This window comes from Bradyrhizobium sp. SZCCT0231 (assembly GCF_018130245.1).
In the GTDB taxonomy this organism is placed as follows: Bacteria; Pseudomonadota; Alphaproteobacteria; order Rhizobiales; family Xanthobacteraceae; genus Bradyrhizobium; species Bradyrhizobium japonicum_F.
Map to the genome: position 1 here is coordinate 1,525,421 of NZ_JAFCKP010000001.1, position 17,316 is coordinate 1,542,736.

General features: G+C 64.8%; 20 protein-coding genes and 1 tRNA gene. 15 read left to right on the forward strand and 6 right to left on the reverse strand.

The window, feature by feature from the left end; all coding sequences use genetic code 11:
• Positions 1-33: 33 nt before the first annotated feature.
• Positions 34-336, reverse strand: coding sequence for a PsiF family protein (locus JQ566_RS07005; protein ID WP_212371260.1), 303 nt, complete (start codon positions 334-336; stop codon positions 34-36).
• 201 nt (positions 337-537) lie between these two features.
• Here JQ566_RS07005 and JQ566_RS07010 point away from each other — a divergent pair, with 201 nt between their 5' ends.
• Positions 538-1,020: a hypothetical protein gene (locus JQ566_RS07010; RefSeq protein WP_212371262.1), complete on the forward strand. Its 483-nt coding sequence runs from the start codon at positions 538-540 to the stop codon at positions 1,018-1,020.
• A 125-nt stretch (positions 1,021-1,145) separates the two neighbouring features.
• Here the strand turns inward: JQ566_RS07010 and JQ566_RS07015 are convergent, their stop codons facing one another.
• Complete coding sequence (locus JQ566_RS07015) at positions 1,146-1,694, reverse strand: TetR/AcrR family transcriptional regulator (RefSeq protein WP_212371264.1); 549 nt, start codon at positions 1,692-1,694, stop codon at positions 1,146-1,148.
• A 107-nt stretch (positions 1,695-1,801) separates the two neighbouring features.
• On the opposite strand from JQ566_RS07015, the gene JQ566_RS07020 reads away from it, so the two are divergent.
• The 5 genes from JQ566_RS07020 (at position 1,802) to JQ566_RS07040 (ending at position 4,604) form a co-directional block, all read left to right on the forward strand.
• Positions 1,802-2,230 carry an acyl-CoA thioesterase gene (locus JQ566_RS07020; RefSeq protein WP_212371266.1) on the forward strand — a complete coding sequence of 143 codons (429 nt, stop codon included), beginning with the start codon at positions 1,802-1,804 and terminating at the stop codon, positions 2,228-2,230.
• A gap of 3 nt (positions 2,231-2,233) precedes the next feature.
• On the forward strand, positions 2,234-2,710 hold the full coding sequence (locus JQ566_RS07025) for a PaaI family thioesterase (RefSeq protein WP_212371267.1): 477 nt from the start codon (positions 2,234-2,236) through the stop codon (positions 2,708-2,710).
• A gap of 44 nt (positions 2,711-2,754) precedes the next feature.
• On the forward strand, positions 2,755-3,138 hold the full coding sequence (locus JQ566_RS07030; RefSeq protein WP_212371268.1) for a CidA/LrgA family protein: 384 nt from the start codon (positions 2,755-2,757) through the stop codon (positions 3,136-3,138).
• Entirely contained in the window at positions 3,135-3,857 is a 723-nt protein-coding gene (locus tag JQ566_RS07035) for an LrgB family protein (RefSeq protein WP_212371269.1), read from the forward strand. Before JQ566_RS07030 ends, JQ566_RS07035 begins: the two co-directional genes overlap by 4 nt.
• 87 nt (positions 3,858-3,944) lie before the next feature.
• Complete coding sequence (locus tag JQ566_RS07040) at positions 3,945-4,604, forward strand: DsbA family protein (RefSeq protein WP_212371270.1); 660 nt, start codon at positions 3,945-3,947, stop codon at positions 4,602-4,604.
• A 78-nt stretch (positions 4,605-4,682) separates the two neighbouring features.
• Here JQ566_RS07040 and JQ566_RS07045 read toward each other — a convergent pair whose 3' ends face one another.
• From JQ566_RS07045 to JQ566_RS07055, 3 genes are all read right to left on the reverse strand, one after another.
• Positions 4,683-4,889: a hypothetical protein gene (locus JQ566_RS07045; protein WP_026312539.1), complete on the reverse strand. Its 207-nt coding sequence runs from the start codon at positions 4,887-4,889 to the stop codon at positions 4,683-4,685.
• 82 nt (positions 4,890-4,971) lie between these two features.
• Positions 4,972-6,042: a carboxylesterase family protein gene (locus JQ566_RS07050; RefSeq protein WP_212371271.1), complete on the reverse strand. Its 1,071-nt coding sequence runs from the start codon at positions 6,040-6,042 to the stop codon at positions 4,972-4,974.
• A gap of 37 nt (positions 6,043-6,079) precedes the next feature.
• A complete protein-coding gene (locus tag JQ566_RS07055; protein ID WP_212371273.1) occupies positions 6,080-7,051 on the reverse strand; it encodes a S1C family serine protease in 972 nt (323 codons plus the stop codon).
• Positions 7,052-7,330: 279 nt separating this feature from the next.
• Here JQ566_RS07055 and JQ566_RS07060 point away from each other — a divergent pair, with 279 nt between their 5' ends.
• The 6 genes from JQ566_RS07060 to JQ566_RS07085 all read left to right on the forward strand — a co-directional run bounded on the left by JQ566_RS07060 (position 7,331) and on the right by JQ566_RS07085 (position 14,631).
• The gene (locus tag JQ566_RS07060; RefSeq protein WP_212371275.1) at positions 7,331-8,749 is read left to right on the forward strand and encodes a M20 family metallopeptidase; all 1,419 of its coding nucleotides are present in this window, start codon (positions 7,331-7,333) and stop codon (positions 8,747-8,749) included.
• 262 nt (positions 8,750-9,011) lie between these two features.
• Complete coding sequence (locus tag JQ566_RS07065) at positions 9,012-10,802, forward strand: peptide ABC transporter substrate-binding protein (protein WP_212371277.1); 1,791 nt, start codon at positions 9,012-9,014, stop codon at positions 10,800-10,802.
• 26 nt (positions 10,803-10,828) lie between these two features.
• Complete coding sequence (locus tag JQ566_RS07070; RefSeq protein ID WP_212371279.1) at positions 10,829-11,788, forward strand: ABC transporter permease; 960 nt, start codon at positions 10,829-10,831, stop codon at positions 11,786-11,788.
• Positions 11,754-12,671, forward strand: a complete 918-nt coding sequence (locus JQ566_RS07075; RefSeq protein ID WP_212371281.1) for an ABC transporter permease — start codon at positions 11,754-11,756, stop codon at positions 12,669-12,671. Before JQ566_RS07070 ends, JQ566_RS07075 begins: the two co-directional genes overlap by 35 nt.
• Positions 12,671-13,666 (forward strand): ABC transporter ATP-binding protein, encoded by a 996-nt coding sequence (locus tag JQ566_RS07080; RefSeq protein WP_212371283.1) that lies wholly within the window; start codon positions 12,671-12,673, stop codon positions 13,664-13,666. The genes JQ566_RS07075 and JQ566_RS07080 overlap by 1 nt, the downstream gene beginning before the upstream one ends.
• Entirely contained in the window at positions 13,663-14,631 is a 969-nt protein-coding gene (locus tag JQ566_RS07085) for an ABC transporter ATP-binding protein (RefSeq protein WP_212371285.1), read from the forward strand. Before JQ566_RS07080 ends, JQ566_RS07085 begins: the two co-directional genes overlap by 4 nt.
• Positions 14,632-14,728: 97 nt before the next feature.
• Here JQ566_RS07085 and JQ566_RS07090 read toward each other — a convergent pair whose 3' ends face one another.
• Positions 14,729-15,271, reverse strand: coding sequence for a disulfide bond formation protein B (locus JQ566_RS07090; protein ID WP_212371287.1), 543 nt, complete (start codon positions 15,269-15,271; stop codon positions 14,729-14,731).
• 155 nt (positions 15,272-15,426) lie between these two features.
• On the opposite strand from JQ566_RS07090, the gene JQ566_RS07095 reads away from it, so the two are divergent.
• The 3 genes from JQ566_RS07095 (at position 15,427) to JQ566_RS07105 (ending at position 17,186) form a co-directional block, all read left to right on the forward strand.
• Positions 15,427-15,511, forward strand: a tRNA-Leu gene (locus JQ566_RS07095).
• Between the two features lie 182 nt (positions 15,512-15,693).
• Positions 15,694-15,996, forward strand: coding sequence for a hypothetical protein (locus tag JQ566_RS07100; protein WP_212371289.1), 303 nt, complete (start codon positions 15,694-15,696; stop codon positions 15,994-15,996).
• A 956-nt stretch (positions 15,997-16,952) separates the two neighbouring features.
• Positions 16,953-17,186, forward strand: a complete 234-nt coding sequence (locus JQ566_RS07105; RefSeq protein WP_212371291.1) for a hypothetical protein — start codon at positions 16,953-16,955, stop codon at positions 17,184-17,186.
• Positions 17,187-17,316: the final 130 nt, after the last annotated feature.

The following is a 17,316-nucleotide window of genomic DNA, read 5'->3' on the forward strand; positions in this document are numbered from 1 at the left end:
TCTCGCGGATGCTCGCAGGGGATCGTGACGGACTTATTTCTTGTCGGCGGCCGGGGCGGCAGGAGCGGCAGGCGCGGCGGTGCCGGCCCTCGCTTCCTTCTTGCACTCACGGCGAAATTTCTTGCGCTCCTTGCCCTTCAATCCCTTGGCGTCCGCCTGCTTGGAGCATTCGAGCGACTCGGCCGAGCGTTCCTTCGGCGCCTTCTTGTCGGCGGTGGCAGCAGTATCGGTCTTCGTATCGGTCTTGGCGGCCGGCGCGGCGGTCTGCGCGAAGGCGGTGCCGGTGACGAGCAGGGAGGCGAGAGCGACGGCGGCGAGGCGGGACGTTAAGGTCATGTGGTGCACTCTGCTTGCGAGAATTGCGAAGGGCTGAAACGTCGGCTCGCGTTGCTGAACGCGACATGAATGAGTTGAGCCGGCGGGATCACTATATTTTGCCGGCGCAACTCATCGCATCCTTGTCGGAAGCGGCCGGCACGCTAGGATAGCAATCCTCGTTTCGCTTCCGTCGGGGAAGACCAAGGAGGAGACCCAGGGATGACCATTCAGACGAAACTGTTGTGTGCGATTGCAGCGTCCGGTGTTGCGGCATTGCTGACGAGCGCGCCGGCGCAGGCACTGACCGCGCAGGAGTGCAGCGCGAAATACCAGGCCGCCAAGAAGGACGGCTCGCTCGGGACCATGAAGTGGAATGACTTCCGCAAGGCCCAGTGCGGCGCCGATGCGACGCCTGCCGCTGCGCCCACCGCGGCTGCGCCCGCCGCTCCTGCGGAGCCGAAGCAGGCGAAGAAGGAGGAGGCACCGGCCGCCGCGCCGGCTCTGCCGGCGGGACCCGCGGTCTATCCGAACGCGGTCGATCCGAAATATGCCAAGGAGACTCCAGGGAAGGCGCGCCTGCACACCTGCGTCGACCAGTACAACGCCAACAAGACCACCAACGGCAATGGCGGCTTGAAGTGGATTCAGAAGGGCGGCGGCTATTACAGCGAATGCACCAAGAAGCTGAAGGGCGCCGCCTGAGCTTCGAATTGACACGATGGCCGGAGCAACGCTCCGGCCATTTCGCCTGAATTTTTCGAGCATGATCTTTTCGGAGAACCACTGCACACTTTGCGCTTACGCGGCCCTTCGGGTCCGGATCATGCTCAGTCGAGCAGCTTCTCGGCCGATTTCGCCACGAGCTGCGACCGCTTGCGCGGACCGCTCTCGCCGAACAACAGGCTCTGGCCGAAGATGAAGCAGTAGAACAGAAAAGCCTGCGCGTCGGCTTCCTCGGCCGCAAGACCGGTCGCGCGATAGAGTTCGCCGACGTGCTTGAGCCGTGCCGCGTCGACGCTCGCCACCGCCGCCGCGGCGTTCTCGTCCGAGCGGGCCCATTGCCGGATCGCGAGCTCGATCGCCATCCCTTCCGGATTGAGCCGCTCGGAATAAAGCTGGATCACCGCCCTCAGCCGCTCGCGGGGCGTTTGCCCGTCGAGACTTGTCTGCTGCGCGATCGCGGCGATGCGGCCCTTGCGCCATGCTTCCAGCATGCCATCGAGCAGCGCGGCGCGGTCGGCGAAGCGCCGGTAGAAGCCGCCTTTGGTGACCCCGAGATTCTTGGCGAGCACCTCGACCCGCACGCCCTCCACCCCGGCGCGGGCGAGCTCGGCAAATCCAGCCTCGACCCAGACATCGCCCTTGCCGTCACTCATGAAGGAAGCCTCACTCGGTCTTGATACGGTGCCGTATTGCTAACGCGACACGGGTTTGATACGCTACCGTATCAAGGCTCAAAGACGAAAAAGCCGGAGGGAGTGCGATGGAACAGGAGGCGACCTATCGCGGCACGGTCTATCCGTGGCAATGCGACCATGTCGGGCACATGAACATCATGTGGTATGTCGGCAAGTTCGACGAGGCCAACTGGAACCTGTTCGCCCGCCTCGGCCTGACGCCGAGCTACTTGCGCAGCTCCGGCCGCGGCATGGCCGCCGTGCAGCAGAACATTGCCTACAAGCGCGAGCTGCTCGCCGGCGACATCGTCGAGATCCGCAGTCATCTGCTCGAGATCAGCGACAAGTCGATCCGCTTCCGGCACGACATGACGAATGCCGAAACCGGCGAACTCGCAGCGACGTGCGAGATCACCGGCGTGCACATGGATCGCCAATTGCGGAAGTCCGTACCGTTTGCCGATGTCATCCGCGAAGCGGCCTCGAGGCATCTTGCCGAACCAGCCGAGGCCTGAGCCATGACCGCCTTCGAGTCGAAAAACCCGGGCTATCGCGCGGCTTCCATCGCCATGTTCGATGGCCAGCCGGCAATGCGCACGCTCGGCATCGTGATCGTCCGTCTCGCACCGGGCGAGGTCGAGCTGGCGATGCTGCATGCGCCGGCCCTCACACAGCAGAACGGTTTCATTCATGCCGGCATCATCACGGCCGGGCTCGACAATGCCTGCGGCGTTGCGGCCTTCAGCTTGATGCCGCCGGAGGCCGATATCCTCACCGTCGAATTCAAGACCACGCTGCTCGCGCCCGCCCGCGGCGAGCGGTTCGTCTTCAAGGCCGAGGTGGTCAAGCCCGGCCGCACACTCACCTTCTGCGAGGCAAAGGCCTACGCCGAGCATGACGGCAAGGCAACGCTGATCGCCACGATGACCGGGACACTGATGGCGATGCTGCCACGCCTTGCGACTTCGCATGAACCGCGCGCGTCCCGCGCATAGCGGCGATTGACAAGCGTGCCAGCGCATCCCTTGATGCGATGGTCATGCTTGCAAGTCTCGGTCTCATCCTGCTCTGCCAGTTGATCGGCGAAGCCGTCGTGCGCGGCCTCGGCCTGCCGTTGCCGGGACCAGTGCTGGGCCTCCTGCTGCTCTTGATCCTGCTGATGACGCGCGACCGCTTTACGCTGCTCGCGCGCGGGCCGCTGCGCAATGACGGTGTCGAGACGGCGAGCAAGGGCCTGCTGGCCCATCTCTCACTATTATTCGTGCCGGCCGGCGTCGGCGTCGTGCAGAAGCTCGATCTGCTCGCCTCTCACGGCATCGCGATCACCCTTGTGCTCGCGCTGTCCGTGGTCGTCACGCTGCTCGCGACCGTGCTGACCTTCCGCCTCGTCAGCCGCCTGTTGAAGCAACAAGACGCGCGATGAAGGACAATCCGTTCTCGCTCTGGGTCTATCTTTCGCAATCGCCACTGCTGTGGCTGACCGTAACGCTGCTGGTCTATGCAACCACGGACGCGGTCTCGCTGGCGACGCGGCGCCATCCGCTGGTCAATCCCGTGCTGCATGCGATGTGGATCATCGGCGCGTTCCTGCTCCTGACCGGCACCTCCTACACGACCTATTTCGCCGGCGCGCAGTTCGTGCACTTCCTGCTCGGGCCTGCGACGGTCGCGCTCGCCGTGCCGCTCTATGAGAATCGCAAGCGCGTGGTCGCCTCGATCGTGCCGATGCTGGTGGCGCTGATCGCAGGCTCGGTCACGGCGGTGGTGTCTGTGGTGCTGCTGGCCGAGCTCGCCGGACTGCCGCGCGATGTCGTGCTGTCGCTGGCGCCGAAATCGGTCACCGCCGGCGTCGCCATGGGCATCGCCGAATCGCTGCACGCCGATCCATCGCTGGCGGCCGTCGCGGTGATCCTCACCGGCATCATGGGCGCAATCATCGTGACGCCGCTGATGAACCGCACCGGCATCACCGATTACCGGGCCCGCGGCTTTGCCGCCGGCCTTGCCGCGCATGGCATCGGCACCGCCCGCGCGTTCCAGGTCGACGAGATCGCCGGCGTCTTCTCCGGCATCGCCATGAGCCTGAACGCTCTGGTGACCTCGTTCCTGGTGCCGCTGGCGGTCACGCTGCTGGTGCGATGACATCGCCGCCGCGACGCTCTATATGAGTTGTAACAATTGCCGGTCTCGATCCGTATCGATGGAGATGGGACCGAAACGGGACGAGATATGGCTGGATTCAGGAATAAGGGCCTTGTGCCGACGCGACGCGTGGCGCTGACGCTGATCGGGGCGGGTGCTCTCGCGGTGGGTGGGATCGCCTCGGCGCGCGCGGCGACCGGCGATGACGAGGTGCTGACCGAAGCCAAGGTGCTGCGCGATCCCGACACGCCCGTCGCAGGCAATCCCGACGGCAATATCACCATCGTCGAATGGTCCGACTACAATTGCCCCTATTGCCGCAAGCTCGAGCCGGAGCTGCGCCAGGTCGTCCAGGATGATGGCAAGGTGCGGCTGGTGATGAAGGACTGGCCGATCCTTGGGCCGGTTTCGGTCACGGCGGCGCGGACCGCGCTCGCGGCCAGATTCCAGGACAAGTACCACCAGGCTCATGACGCCATGATGGGCGTCAGCTCGCGCCTGACCGAGCCGCGCATCAACGAGCTGCTCGCGGCTGCCGGGGTCGACATGGACCGCTTGAAGCGCGATCTCACCGGCCACGCCAAGGACATCGACGCCGTCCTCAAGCGCAACAACGAGCAGGCTGAAGCCTTCGGCTTCCAAGGCACCCCGTCCTTCATCGTCGGCAAATACCGCGTGCCCGGCGTGCTCAGCATGGCTGAGTTCGAGCAGGTCATCGCCGACGCCCGCAAGGCCAAGATGAACTGACGCGCGTATCGTTGATTGTGGTCAGCACAAAGGCGCCGCCGCGGTGTTCGCGACGGCACCTTGTTCATGATCGGCTCGTTACTTCGACGAGATCCGTACCCAGTCCTTGTGCGCCCGATCGCGCAGCGCATCCCAATCGGCCTTCGCGACATCCCAGTTCACAATGGTGCGATTGGTGGTCGCGACCTCGCCATTGGCGACGGACGACGTCTGCATGGAGTCATAGACATAGACGCCGCCCGCAAGCAGCAACGCGCCCAGGATCATTCCGAAAAAAGTTCTCATCGCGAGCCTCCGGTGTCGCGCCGATAACGTCGGCACGGCACGATGGTTCCGCGGCCATGCGGCGCATCTAAGGAGAGGTTGTTCATTTGCCATTCAGCCATTGCAGCAGCTCCGCGTTGATCTCGCGCGGATAGGTGTGGCTGAGGTCGTCGATCTCGCGATAGGTGACGTCGGCGCCGGCGGCGGACAGCGCCGCCTGCGTCTGCCGCGCGGTCTGCACCGGAAACATCCAGTCGAGCTTGCCGTGAGTGATGAAGATCGGCAGGCCTTGCAGGCGCGTTGCGTCCGCCATTTCCGCCATCAGCGGATGGAAGGTCGCCGCGACCGGCGCGAGGTGGGTGAAGGGCGAGGCGCGGTCGAGTCCGGTGACGTAGCAGAAGGTGCCACCGTCGCTCATGCCGGTCAGAAGCATGCGCGAGGCATCGACGCTCCAGCGGCTGCGCACCGTATCGAGGATGCGCATGAGGTTCGGCGTGTCGGTGTCATCGCCCATCAGCGCCCAGGTCGGACCGGTCGCGGTCGGCGCCACCAGGATTGCGCCGAGACTGCGGGCATCGCGTAGCCAGCTCCACAGGAAGCCGCGGCCGTTGCCGCTGCCGCCATGCAGCGCCACCACCAGCGGCATGGCGCGCACGGGCGTGTAATATTCGGGGACATAGACCGAGAAGCCGCCGCGGCTGCCGGGCTCGTTGTGGTCGTGGAAGATGCCGGTGTGCTCGCCTGCGCCCGTTTCCAGTCGTGATAGCAGATCGCGATTCTGGCGATTGGCGGCGTTGAGAAAGAAGCTGCTCACGGGCGGAAACTGGGCCGCCAGCGGGTAGAGCGCCTCCTGCGCGCGCGGGACATGGCGCAGGGCCCGGAAGACGGCGACGAGATCGCCGTTGCCGCGTTCGACCTCACGGATGCCGGCAAAGGCGGCTAGCGTCTCGTTGCAGGCGCGATCGAGCCGCTCGCGGAGGCCGGCGAACTGCTCCGGCCACCCTCCAATCGCGGTGTCTGCGGCCTGCAGCGCCTCGTCCGGTGCGCCGATTGCGTTCATCACGGAGGCGAAGGCCGGCGGGTGCAAATACCGCTGGAAGTAGCCGAGCGCTTCCAGCGCGTTGAGCAGCGGCGGCAGCACGGCCACGATGTCGTCCACCACGGCCTCGGTCATCGCCCGCGTCCTCAAGCCTTGGGATCAGTCCTTGGGATCAATGCAGCTTCGGCGCCTTCAGGAGCTTGAAGCGATCGGTCGACGTCACCGTGACGTCGAAGGTGACGCCTTCGTGATGCACCGTGAGCGGCACGTCGACGCCGGCGGCGCCGAGCGCCCACATCTTCTTGTAGAAGGCGGTTTGGCTCGTGACCTTGTCGCCGTCCACGGCGAGGATGACATCGCCGGTCTTGAGCTCGGCGCGGGCGGCCGGGCCGTTGGCGGAGATCCCGATCACCACCACGCGGTTGTCGATCTCGGTCGAGTAGAGCCCGAGCCAGGGCCGTGCCGGCTTGTTGACGCGGCCGAATTTGCGCAAGTCCTCCAGGATCGGCTTCAAGAGGTCGATCGGCACGATCATATTGACGTGCTCGGCCTTGCCGTCCCGTTCGCGCTCGAGCTGGAGCGAGCCGATGCCGATCAACTCGCCGCGTTCGTTGAGCAGCGCCGTGCCGCCCCAGTTCGGATGTGCGGGACAGGTGAAAATGGCCTCATCCAGCAGATACTCCCAGTAGCCGGCGAATTCCTGCTTGGCCACGATCTGGCTCGCGACCGAGCGCGTGCGCCCGCCGGCGCCGCCGACCACGACGCGGTCGCCGATCCGGGTTGCCGCCGACACGCCGAGCGGCAGTGGCGCGATGTCGAGCCGGCCGAGCGCCTGCACCAGTCCGAACCCGGTCTCGGAATCGAAGCCGAGCGCATGACCCTCCACCACGCGTCCGTCGGCGCGGTGCAGCCAGACCGACTCTGCCTCGGTGATGAGATAACCTATCGTGAGCACCAGGCCGTCGTCGATCACGACGCCGTTGCCGGCGCGTTCGGTGCCCAGCGTCTCGGCGCTGAAGGCGTCCGGCGGGATGATGGCGTGCAGGCCGACGACGGAGCCAAGCGCGCGGTCGAGATCGAAACCGTAGTCGCTCGCCCGCGGCTGGTTCGCCGGCGGCACTCTCCATTCGGTCAGAGTGCTCATGGAGTTCTCCTGGCTGAGAGCATCACTCCGGCGGCTGGCGGAACGACGCGCGAAGCACGCATAATTTAGGCCGGAGCAGGCCGTCTTGAAAGCCTCGTTCCCAACTATTCGTCAGAACGCCGCGTGAAATCTTTGAAAGGCACGGAAACACCTCTTGCACGGGGCGTCGTGCGATCCGGCACCGGCTGCATGGCTGCCGTCCGGCGGGATGCTAGGCGCCGCACAGCGAAGCTGCTAACCATTGCCGCTTCGTTTGACCAAGGGATCACGGATCGAAGCATGGACAACCGCAGCGACATTTGGCGTGGCATCGACACGATCAAGGCACGTTTCATCGACCTCAGCGACAGGGTCTGGGGCATGCCCGAGGTCTGCTACACCGAGGCGCGGTCTGCCGCCGAACATCTCGCCGAGCTGCGTCATCAGGAATTCCGCATCACCGAGAACGTCGCCGGCATCCCGACCGCGGTGATGGGCGAGTGGGGCGAGGGCGGTCCGGTCATCGCTTTCATGGGTGAGTACGACGCGCTCCCGGGCCTTAGCCAGGAGGCGGGCGTCGCCGAGCATCGCCCGATCGAGACCGGCGGCCATGGCCATGGCTGCGGTCACAATCTGCTCGGTTCCTCCGCGCTGCTTGCCGCGACTGCGGTGAAGGACTGGCTGGCCGAGAACAAGGTGCCCGGCCGCGTGCGCTATTACGGCTGCCCTGCGGAAGAAGGCGGCGCGGCCAAGGCCTTCATGGTGCGCTCCGGTGCGTTCGAGGACGCTGACATCGCCATCACCTGGCATCCGCACAGTTTCTGGGAAGTGGCGGTGACGCCGTCGCTCGCGAATACGCGCGCCGACTTCATCTTTACCGGCCGCACCTCCCATGCGGCGGCCTCGCCGCATCTGGGCCGTTCCGCGCTCGACGCGGTGGAACTGATGAATGTCGGTGTGAACTACATGCGCGAGCACATGCCGAGCGATGCGCGCGTGCACTACGCCTTGCTCGACACCGGCGGCATCGCGCCCAACGTGGTGCAGGCCCATGCGCGCGTGCGCTATTCGATCCGCGCCCGCGACCTTCCCGGCATGAACGAGCTGGTCGAGCGCGTGTCCAAGATCGCGCAGGGCGCCGCGTTGATGACCGAGACCAAGGTCGAGATGAAGATCATCTCCGCTGTCTCCAACATTCTGCCGAACGCGCCGCTGGAACAGGCGCTGCACCAGGTGATGGAAGAGCTCGGGCCGCCGCATTTCGACGATGCGGATAAGGGCTTTGCAAGCCAGATCCGTGCGACCCTGAGCGACAAGGACATCGCGTCGGTCTATTACGCGATCGGCATGGAGCCGACCGATCGGCCGCTGGCCGACTTCCTGGTGCCGCTCGATGCCAAGCGCAACCCGCTTGTAGGCTCGACCGACGTCGGCGACGTCAGCTGGGTGGTGCCGACCGTGCAGGTGCACGCACCCACGGTTGCGATCGGCACGCCCTTCCACACCTGGCAGGTGGTGGCGCAGGGCAAGAGCCCGCATGCCCATAAGGCCATGGTGCAGGCGGCCAAGGCAATGGCCGGTCTCGGCATCAAGGCGCTGACGGAACCGGAGCTGATCAGGGCTGCCAAGGCGGACCTTCAAAGGCGGACCGCCAAGACGCCTTACGTCTGTCCGCTGCCGGATCACGTCGCGCCGCCGCTCGACATGTCCGTGGCGTAGAGTTTCGCCTCGATACTTCGTCTGATGCAGCGAACAAATTTTCCGCAGTGCAGCGCGCAATCCAGCACGTTTTGATGCTGGATTGCCGAACGGATGGGCTGCGGAACGCAATTTTGCTCAACGGACAGCCAGAAGACCGTTTGCATACACACGGTCCCAGTTGACGTGCACCCCATTCGGTGTGCCATCTACCGCCAGCCAATTGGGCGGCCAGCTCTTCACGGTCGTCCTCATCACTATGGGAACCAGACGGGGGACAACCATGCTGGATAAAGAACTGCGTTCGATGATCGGCCAGGTGAAGGACGGGCGGATGGATCGCCGCGCCTTCATCCAGCGCATGGCTGCCGTTGGCCTGACCGCACCTTTGGCCAACCAGATCCTCGCGCTCGGCGGTGTCGCCATGGCTCAGAGCCCCGCGGTCTACAAGCCGACCAAGCGCGGGGGCGGCGGCCCTCTCAAGTTGCTGTGGTGGCAGGGGCCGACGCTGCTCAATCCGCATTTCGCCACCGGCACCAAGGACCAGGACGGATCGCGGCTTTTCTACGAACCGCTCGCGAGCTGGGACGCCGACGGCAATCTCAACCCGATCCTCGCTGCAGAGATTCCCTCGGTTGCAAACGGCGGTCTCGCCGCCGATGCCAAATCGGTGGTCTGGAAAATCAAGCCGGGAGTCAAATGGCACGATGGCAAACCGCTGACTGCCGACGACTTCGTGTTCACCTGGCAATACTCCAGCGATCCCGCCACGGCTGCCGTCAGCATCAGCACCTATGGTGAGATCACGGTCGAGAAGGTCAGCGATCTTTCGATTCGCATCCTGTTCAAGACCCCGACGCCGTTCTGGGCCAACGCGTTCGTCGGCGCTTATGGATGCGTTCTCCCCAAGCATCTGTTTGCCGACTACAAGGGCTCGAAGTCCCGCGAGGCGCCGAACAATCTGGCCCCGGTGGGCACCGGTCCCTACAAGTTCGTCGAGTTCAAGCCGGGCGATGTGGTCCGCGGCGAGCTCAATCCCGACTATCACATGCCCAACCGTCCGCATTTCGACACCATCGAGATGAAGGGCGGCGGCGATGCCGTCTCGGCGGCGCGCGCGGTGATCCAGACCGGCGAATTCGATTTCGCCTGGAACATGCAGGTCGAAGACGACGTGCTGCTGCGTCTGGAGAAGGGCGGCAAGGGCAAGACCGTCTATGCCACCGGCGGTGACATCGAGTTCATCGCCATCAACTTCACCGATCCGAACACTGAGATCGATGGCGAACGGTCCTCGATGAAGACCAAGCACCCGATCCTGTCGGATCCGAACGTGCGCAAGGCGCTTGCCCTGCTCGTCGACCGCGAGTCCGTCAAGAAGGCGATCTATGGTCGCGCCGGCCGCACCACCGCCAATTACCTCAACGGACCCGAAAAATTCGTCTCGAAGAACACGTCGTGGGAGTTCAACGTCGAGAAGGCGTCGAAGATGCTCGACGACGCCGGGTGGAAGGTCGGAGCGGACGGCATCCGCGAGAAAGACGGCAAGAAATTCAAACTTCTGTACCAGACCTCGACGAACGGTCCGCGCCAGAAGACCCAGGCCATCGTCAAGCAGGCCTGCCAGAAGGCCGGCATCGATGTGGAGCTGAAATCGGTTGTCGCCTCGGTGTTCTTCTCATCGGACGTTGCCAACCCAGACACCTACCCCAAGTTCTATGCTGACATCGAGGAATTCCAGATCCCGATGACGCAGCCGGATCCGGCCCTGCACATGCGCCGCTACATCTCCGCCAACGTGGCTACCAAGGAGAACAAGTGGCAGGGGCAGAATTTCCCGCGCTACGTCAACAAGGACTATGATGCCGCCATTGCTGCGGCCGAGACCGAGACTGATCCGGTCAAGCGCGCCGCGCTCTACATCAAATGCAACGACCTGTTGTGGCAGGACACCGTGTTCATTCCGGTGATGCATCGCCTCAAGGTCGAGGCCGCCGCCAACAACTTGCGGCCAGCGCTGAGCGGCTGGGCTAACGAGACCGACAACATCCAGGACTGGTACCGGGAGGCATGAGCGCAGGCTAAACGGGATTCTTCCCCATGAGTCAGTATGTCCTGCGTCGCCTCCTGATTGCCGTTCCGAGCTTGCTGGCGATTTCGCTGGTGCTGTTCGTCGTGCTTGCGCTCGCCCCCGGCGATCCGTTCTCCGAACTGGCGACCAACCCGAACGTGCCGCCCGAAGTGCAAGCTGCACTTCGGGCCAAGTTCGGCCTCGACGATCCGATCCACCTTCGTTACCTGCACTGGCTCAACGCCATGCTGCACGGGGACTGGGGCTTCTCCTTCGTCAGCCGGATGAACGTCGACACGCTGATCCTGCAGCGCCTGCCGGCGACGCTCTACGTGATCGGCTCGGCGCAGATCCTGGCGCTGCTGATCGCGATTCCGGTCGGGGTCTATGCCGCGACGAAGCCCTATTCGCTGTTCGACCAGATCGCCAACACGCTCGCCTTCGTCGGCTTCTCGCTGCCGACCTTCTTCACCGGCATCCTGTTCATCCTGATCTTCTCGGTCACGCTCGACTGGCTGCCCTTCGTCTATACCACCGACATCAAGGCCACCGGCATCCGTTGGGCGCTGGAGATGATCCGTCAGGCCATCATGCCGGTGGCGGTGCTCGGCCTGTTCCAGGCGGCGTCGATGACGCGCTTCGTGCGCTCGGCGATGCTCGACGTCATCAGGCTCGACTACGTCACCACGGCGCGGGCCAAGGGGCTCGGCCAGGCTACGGTGATCGTCAAGCACGTGATGCGCAACGCCATGATCCCCGTCGTGACGCTCATCGCGTTGCAGATGCCCGCGGTGTTCGGCGGCGCCATCGTGACCGAGCAGATTTTCCGCATCCCCGGCATCGGCTCGCTGCTGATCTCCTCCATCCTTTCCAACGACACGCCGGTGGTGATGGCCGTCACCTTCGTCTTCGCGTGCCTCGTCGTGCTGTTCAATCTCATCGCGGACGTCCTTTATGGCTGGCTTGACCCTCGCATCTCCCTCCGCTGAGCGGGGCGTCTACTCGCCCTGGCGCGAGACGTGGCGGCGCTACAGCCGCCACCGGCTCGCCGTGCTCAGCGCGTTCCTGCTCCTCATCCTGGTGCTGGCGGTGGTGGTCGGCCCCTTCATCTGGCGCATCAAGATCAACGAGATCGACATCGTCGCAGGCATGCAGGGCCCGTCGTTCGCGCATCCCTTCGGCACCGACGATCTCGGCCAGGACATCCTCGCGCGCATGATCTATGGCGGGCGGATCTCGCTCGCGGTCGGGCTCGCCGCGATGCTGGTGTCGGTTTTCATCGGCACCCTGATCGGCGCGCTCGCCGGCATGTCGCGCGGCGCGCTCGGACACGGCCTGATGTGGCTCACCGACCTGTTCCTGTCGCTGCCGCAGCTGCCGCTGCTCCTGCTGCTGATCTATCTCTTTCGCGACGGGCTGAAGCAGGTGTTCGGCCCCGAGGGCGGCATCTTCATCCTGATCGTGCTCGTGATCGGGGGCCTGCGCTGGATGCCGGTGGCGCGGCTCGTGCGGGCGCAGTTCCTGTCGATCCGCGAAAAGGAGTTCGTCGAGGCGGCCCGCGCGCTCGGCGCCAGTCCGGTGCGGCAGGTGGTGCGGCACATCCTGCCCAATGCGGTCGGCCCGGTGATCATCGCCGGCACCATCGACGTAGCGGCCGCGATCATCGCGGAATCGACGCTGTCCTTCCTTGGCCTCGGCTTCCCGCCCGACACCCCGACCTGGGGCCGGCTGCTCTATGATGCCAAGGACTTTCTCGACATCGGCCCGCACTGGGCGCTGTTTCCGGGCGGCGCGATCTTCATCGCGGTGGTCGCCATCAACTTCATCGGCGACGGTCTGCGTGACGCGCTCGATGCGCGACGGGTGATCTGATGGCGCCGCTGCTCGAGATCAAGGGCCTGAAAACCCACTTCTCCACCGACGACGGCATCCTCCAGGCCGTCGACGGCGTCGATATTTCCATCAACAAGGGCGAGACGCTCTGCGTCGTCGGCGAGTCCGGCTGCGGCAAGACCGTGACCGCGATGTCGATCCTGAAGCTGATCGCGATGCCGCCGGGCCGCATCGCGGCCGGCCAGATCATCTTCGAGGGGCGCGATCTCGTGCCGCTGACCAGCAATCAGCTCGACGAAATCAGGGCCAAGGAGATCGGCTTCATCTTCCAGGAGCCGATGACGTCGCTCAATCCGGTGCTCACCATCGGCGAGCAGATCGCCGAGAGCCTGCGCCGGCATGAAGCGGTGACGAGAAAGCAGGCCCTGGAACGCACCATCGAGATGCTCAAGCTGGTGCAGATCCCCAACGCCGAAGGCCGCGTGCACAATTATCCGCACCAGTTCTCCGGCGGCATGCGCCAGCGCGTCATGATCGCGATGGCGCTCGCCTGCAAGCCGAAGCTGATCATCGCCGACGAGCCGACCACCGCGCTCGACGTCACCATCCAGGCGCAGATCCTCGACCTCTTGCAGGACATGAAGGAACGCTTCGGCATGGCGGTGATGCTGATCACCCATGCCATGGGCGTGGTCGCCGAGACCGCGCAGCGCGTCGTCGTGATGTATGCCGGCAAGGTGGTGGAGGAGGCGCCCGTCGACGAGCTCTTCGGCAACCCCCGCCATCCCTATACGCAAGGCCTGATCCGCTCGATCCCGCGCATCGACCTCGACAGCGAGCATAAGACGCGGCTCGAGGCGATCGGCGGTTCGGTGCCGATCCTGATCAATCCGCCGGTCGGCTGCCGCTTCGCGCCGCGCTGCAAGTTCGCCATGAACGTCTGCACCGAGAAGGAGCCGCTGCTGCGCGAGGTCTCGCCCGGCCATCGCATGGCTTGTCACTTGGGAGATACCAGTCTGGGAGGCGCGGCATGAGCGAACCCTTGCTGCGCGTCAGCGGCCTGAAGAAACATTTCCCCGTGCTCGGCGGCCTGCTGTCGCGCCAGGTCGGCACCGTCTACGCGGTCGACGGCGTGTCGTTCTCGGTCAATCGCGGCGAGACGCTCGGCCTCGTCGGCGAATCCGGCTGCGGCAAGTCCACCACGGGCCGCTGCGTGCTGCGCCTGATCGAACCGACCGACGGCGAGGTCACCTTCGACGGCCAGGATGTGCGCCAGCTCGGCGGCAACGATCTGCGCGCGATGCGGCGGAACATGCAGCTGGTGTTCCAGGATCCGTTCGCCTCGCTCAATCCGCGCATGACGGTCGGCGCCATCCTCGGCGAGGCCTTCACCATCCACAATCTCGCGAGCTCCGCCAAGGAGCGCGAGGAGCGCGTCGCGGGTCTCCTGGTCAAGGTCGGGCTCAAGGCCGAGCACATGCGGCGCTATCCGCACGAATTCTCCGGCGGCCAGCGCCAGCGCATCGTGATCGCGCGGGCGCTCGCGGTCGAGCCGAAGCTGATCGTCTGCGACGAGCCGGTCTCAGCGCTCGACGTGTCGATCCAGGCCCAGGTCATCAACCTCCTGGAAGACCTCCAGGCCGAGCTGAACCTGACCTATCTCTTCGTTGCGCACGACCTCTCGGTGGTCGAGCACATCTCCGACCGCGTCGCGGTGATGTATCTCGGTCGCATCGTCGAGCTCGCCAAGGCGAGCGACCTCTACCGCAACCCGCAGCATCCCTACACCAGGGCGCTGCTGTCGGCGGTGCCGGTGCCCGATCCCAAGCTCAAGCGCGAGCGCATCCGCCTCAAGGGCGACGTGCCGAGCCCGATGAAGCCGCCGTCGGGCTGTCACTTCCACACCCGCTGCCCGATCGCCCAGCCGCGCTGCGCGGAAAGCGCGCCCGTGCTGAAGGAAGGGGCGGGCGGCCACTTCGTGGCGTGCCATCTGGCGTAGTATGATGAATGGCGTAGTATGATGAACCCGTAGGACCTCCTACCCTTGGTCAAGGGGAATAGGCGTCCTTGACCAAGGGTAGGAGGTCCTACGAGAGCTATGCGCGCTTTGCCGTCCGCGCGAATCCCCATGCGGCGATCGCGGCCATCAGCAGCGAGATCAGCACGTTGTAGCCGGCGAGCGACAGGCCGAGGAACCGCCACTGTACCTCGTCGCAGCGCACCACCTTCACGGTGTCGAGCTTCGACAGCAGATCAGCGGCGCTGCCGAGATTGACGAGGGGACCGGAGCAATCGGTCGGCCCTTTCCAAAAACCCCATTCGACGCCGGAATGGTAGGCGCCGAGGCCGGCATTGGCGAGCGTCGCCAGCACCAGGATCGCGAGCCCCGCCAGCAGCAGCGGCCGCGGCGCGCCGCTTCGAGCCGCAATCGCCGTAAGCGCACCGAGCGGAATCGCGAGGTAGTAGGCGTAGCGCTGCTCAAGGCACAACGGACAGGGCAGGATCTCCAGCACGAGCTGGAAGAACCAGGCGCCGGCGATCGTGACGATGGCGATCAGCGTGACGAGAACCGAGGCGGCCAGCGCGGGGCTCTTGGCGCCCGGCTTGAACGCAGGTATGGCGGCACTCTGGGTGGTCACGGCAGCCTCTTTCGCATGTCTGGCGCTCCAAGCCTCTAGCCCCGGCTCATGCGGCTGTCGAGAACGGCCGGGATCACTTTGGCGCGGGTTGACCCCGCTTTGTCCATGGCTATAGTCCGCCGGCTTCGCGACGCTCCCTCAAGGGCCGACCGAGGGCCCCTGTGGCGGAACTGGTAGACGCGCTCGACTCAAAATCGAGTTCCGCAAGGAGTGCTGGTTCGATTCCGGCCAGGGGCACCAGCCTTCGCTGCTTTGCAGCTACGGCTGGGCAAGCCAAGCGCAATTCCATCCATGCGAAGCGGCGAAGGCTGTCCCGCCTAAGCCTTGGCGAAGGCGGACTGGCTCAACGTCACGCGGCCTAGCCATCCCCGCATCCCCCCTGTATAAACCGGTAGCTTCTTCCGTAATTCGAAGGAGCTCACATGAACGACCTGCATACGTGGCTTTCGCAGCAGCACCACGGCTTGCGGACCTTCCAGACCTTTCAGCAAAAGCTCGAGACGCTCGGCCGGCACGATCCCGCCCAGCGCGGCCTGTGCCGCCTGCTCAGCGGTGTCGTCGGCAGCTATGTCGAGGCCTTCGACGAAGCCCCGCTGCCGGTCGAGGTCGCCGATGGTGCCTATCGTCGCCTGCTGACACTGGTCGAAAGCCTCGATCTGCACGGGGACGCCGCTCGCCGCCTCGCCGACATCAACCGCGTGGCGACCTGCGACTTGTGGCGATAATTGATGAGCGGGCACAACTCAATTTTCAAGCAACTGCAAGACGCGCCTGTACAGGCTCGCGGCGCATAACGCCCGAGTCTTGTGCTTCTCTTGACGCCCCTTCGTTGGAAAGGGCGCAGGGAAGGCCGGGCGCCGGCTGGCACCCGCGGTCCGCTGTGCGCAAATTGCGCGAAGACAGATGCACAGCGGCATACAGGGCAGCCCGGACATCCCGGCCTTTCCCTGCGCAGTGGTTTGACGGCTTATGGCGCGCTCTCCCCGGGGAGCGATGCACTATTGCCCCCGTCGCCTTGCGGATGACTGGTGCGCGTGCCCGGTCGGGCCGCCTCACCACCGCAATTCTTGACGCACAGACCCCGGGCGTCAGGACGACACGCTTTTGCCGTACGCGGAACGCACCGGTCGTGTGCACGCTGCTCAACCGCTCACGGGCCAAACCCGCCCTGCAATTGCTGGCGCGCCGATGCACTCCACGTCCACCGCCACCCGGCCCGCGTATCGTGACGATCGCGAAACGCCCCTTATCCTTGGGCCGGGATGCCGGAAAGATACGATATTTCCGAATTTCGGTCAATACGAATTCTCGAGTCACGAAGCGGCGAGCGTTCGGACAGACCTCGTTCCGGCTGAGAATCATCTTTTGCAGCCCGATAGCTTCATTCTTGCCCCCGCGTGTCTCCGCATCGTCATTGCGAGCGCAGCGAAGCAATCCAGGAATGCATCCGCGGAGATAGTCTGGATTGCTTCGTCGCAAGAGCTCCTCGCAATGACGAGGAGGAGAGATTACGCGTCCGACTGCCGTGTCGGCGCGGAGACCCCCAGGAGCGAAGTGGTACCTGCTGCTCGAGCGTCGAACTATCGACAGGGATTAGATACCGTACCGCCGCGAGGCATTCGACTTCTCACGGCCGCTCCCTATATCCTCTCGCAAACGATGGATGCAGCGGACAGCTTTGATGGCCAGAAGACGCACGACGGAAGCGGACGCCGACGACCTTCCCCGCTATTTCGTCTGGGTCCGGGGGCTCGAAGGGCCCGAGCCGCAGAAATGGGCGGCGATGGATTTCGGCGTCGGCGATTGGAAGCGGCCGCTGGTGCTGGCGTATCTGGAGCTGCCGGAAGGCGAACGGCACCTGCCGCTGTCGACCCTGGCTCGGCGCTATCCGCCACCGCGGGTGGACGTTCTGTAGGTCGAGCTGGGCACAGCGATGCCCCTCCGCGTTCCTATTCACTGAAATCGAAGATGGCAGACCAAGACAGATGTCTTCGCGACATGCCGTAGGCCCGACCGCGGCGTATCGGCACGTTCCCGCTTGCTAC

Coding starts and splice junctions, on each gene's coding strand:
- JQ566_RS07010 (WP_212371262.1), top strand. CDS start 538: ATGACCATTCAGACGAAACTGTTGTGTGCGATTGCAGCGTCCGGTGTT.
- JQ566_RS07030 (WP_212371268.1), top strand. CDS start 2,755: ATGCTTGCAAGTCTCGGTCTCATCCTGCTCTGCCAGTTGATCGGCGAA.
- JQ566_RS07045 (WP_026312539.1), bottom strand. CDS start 4,889: ATGAGAACTTTTTTCGGAATGATCCTGGGCGCGTTGCTGCTTGCGGGC.
- JQ566_RS07025 (WP_212371267.1), top strand. CDS start 2,234: ATGACCGCCTTCGAGTCGAAAAACCCGGGCTATCGCGCGGCTTCCATC.
- JQ566_RS07060 (WP_212371275.1), top strand. CDS start 7,331: ATGGACAACCGCAGCGACATTTGGCGTGGCATCGACACGATCAAGGCA.
- JQ566_RS07065 (WP_212371277.1), top strand. CDS start 9,012: ATGCTGGATAAAGAACTGCGTTCGATGATCGGCCAGGTGAAGGACGGG.
- JQ566_RS07070 (WP_212371279.1), top strand. CDS start 10,829: ATGAGTCAGTATGTCCTGCGTCGCCTCCTGATTGCCGTTCCGAGCTTG.
- JQ566_RS07040 (WP_212371270.1), top strand. CDS start 3,945: ATGGCTGGATTCAGGAATAAGGGCCTTGTGCCGACGCGACGCGTGGCG.
- JQ566_RS07085 (WP_212371285.1), top strand. CDS start 13,663: ATGAGCGAACCCTTGCTGCGCGTCAGCGGCCTGAAGAAACATTTCCCC.
- JQ566_RS07100 (WP_212371289.1), top strand. CDS start 15,694: ATGAACGACCTGCATACGTGGCTTTCGCAGCAGCACCACGGCTTGCGG.
- JQ566_RS07015 (WP_212371264.1), bottom strand. CDS start 1,694: ATGAGTGACGGCAAGGGCGATGTCTGGGTCGAGGCTGGATTTGCCGAG.
- JQ566_RS07020 (WP_212371266.1), top strand. CDS start 1,802: ATGGAACAGGAGGCGACCTATCGCGGCACGGTCTATCCGTGGCAATGC.
- JQ566_RS07105 (WP_212371291.1), top strand. CDS start 16,953: ATGGCCAGAAGACGCACGACGGAAGCGGACGCCGACGACCTTCCCCGC.
- JQ566_RS07055 (WP_212371273.1), bottom strand. CDS start 7,051: ATGAGCACTCTGACCGAATGGAGAGTGCCGCCGGCGAACCAGCCGCGG.
- JQ566_RS07005 (WP_212371260.1), bottom strand. CDS start 336: ATGACCTTAACGTCCCGCCTCGCCGCCGTCGCTCTCGCCTCCCTGCTC.
- JQ566_RS07035 (WP_212371269.1), top strand. CDS start 3,135: ATGAAGGACAATCCGTTCTCGCTCTGGGTCTATCTTTCGCAATCGCCA.
- JQ566_RS07050 (WP_212371271.1), bottom strand. CDS start 6,042: ATGACCGAGGCCGTGGTGGACGACATCGTGGCCGTGCTGCCGCCGCTG.
- JQ566_RS07075 (WP_212371281.1), top strand. CDS start 11,754: ATGGCTGGCTTGACCCTCGCATCTCCCTCCGCTGAGCGGGGCGTCTAC.
- JQ566_RS07080 (WP_212371283.1), top strand. CDS start 12,671: ATGGCGCCGCTGCTCGAGATCAAGGGCCTGAAAACCCACTTCTCCACC.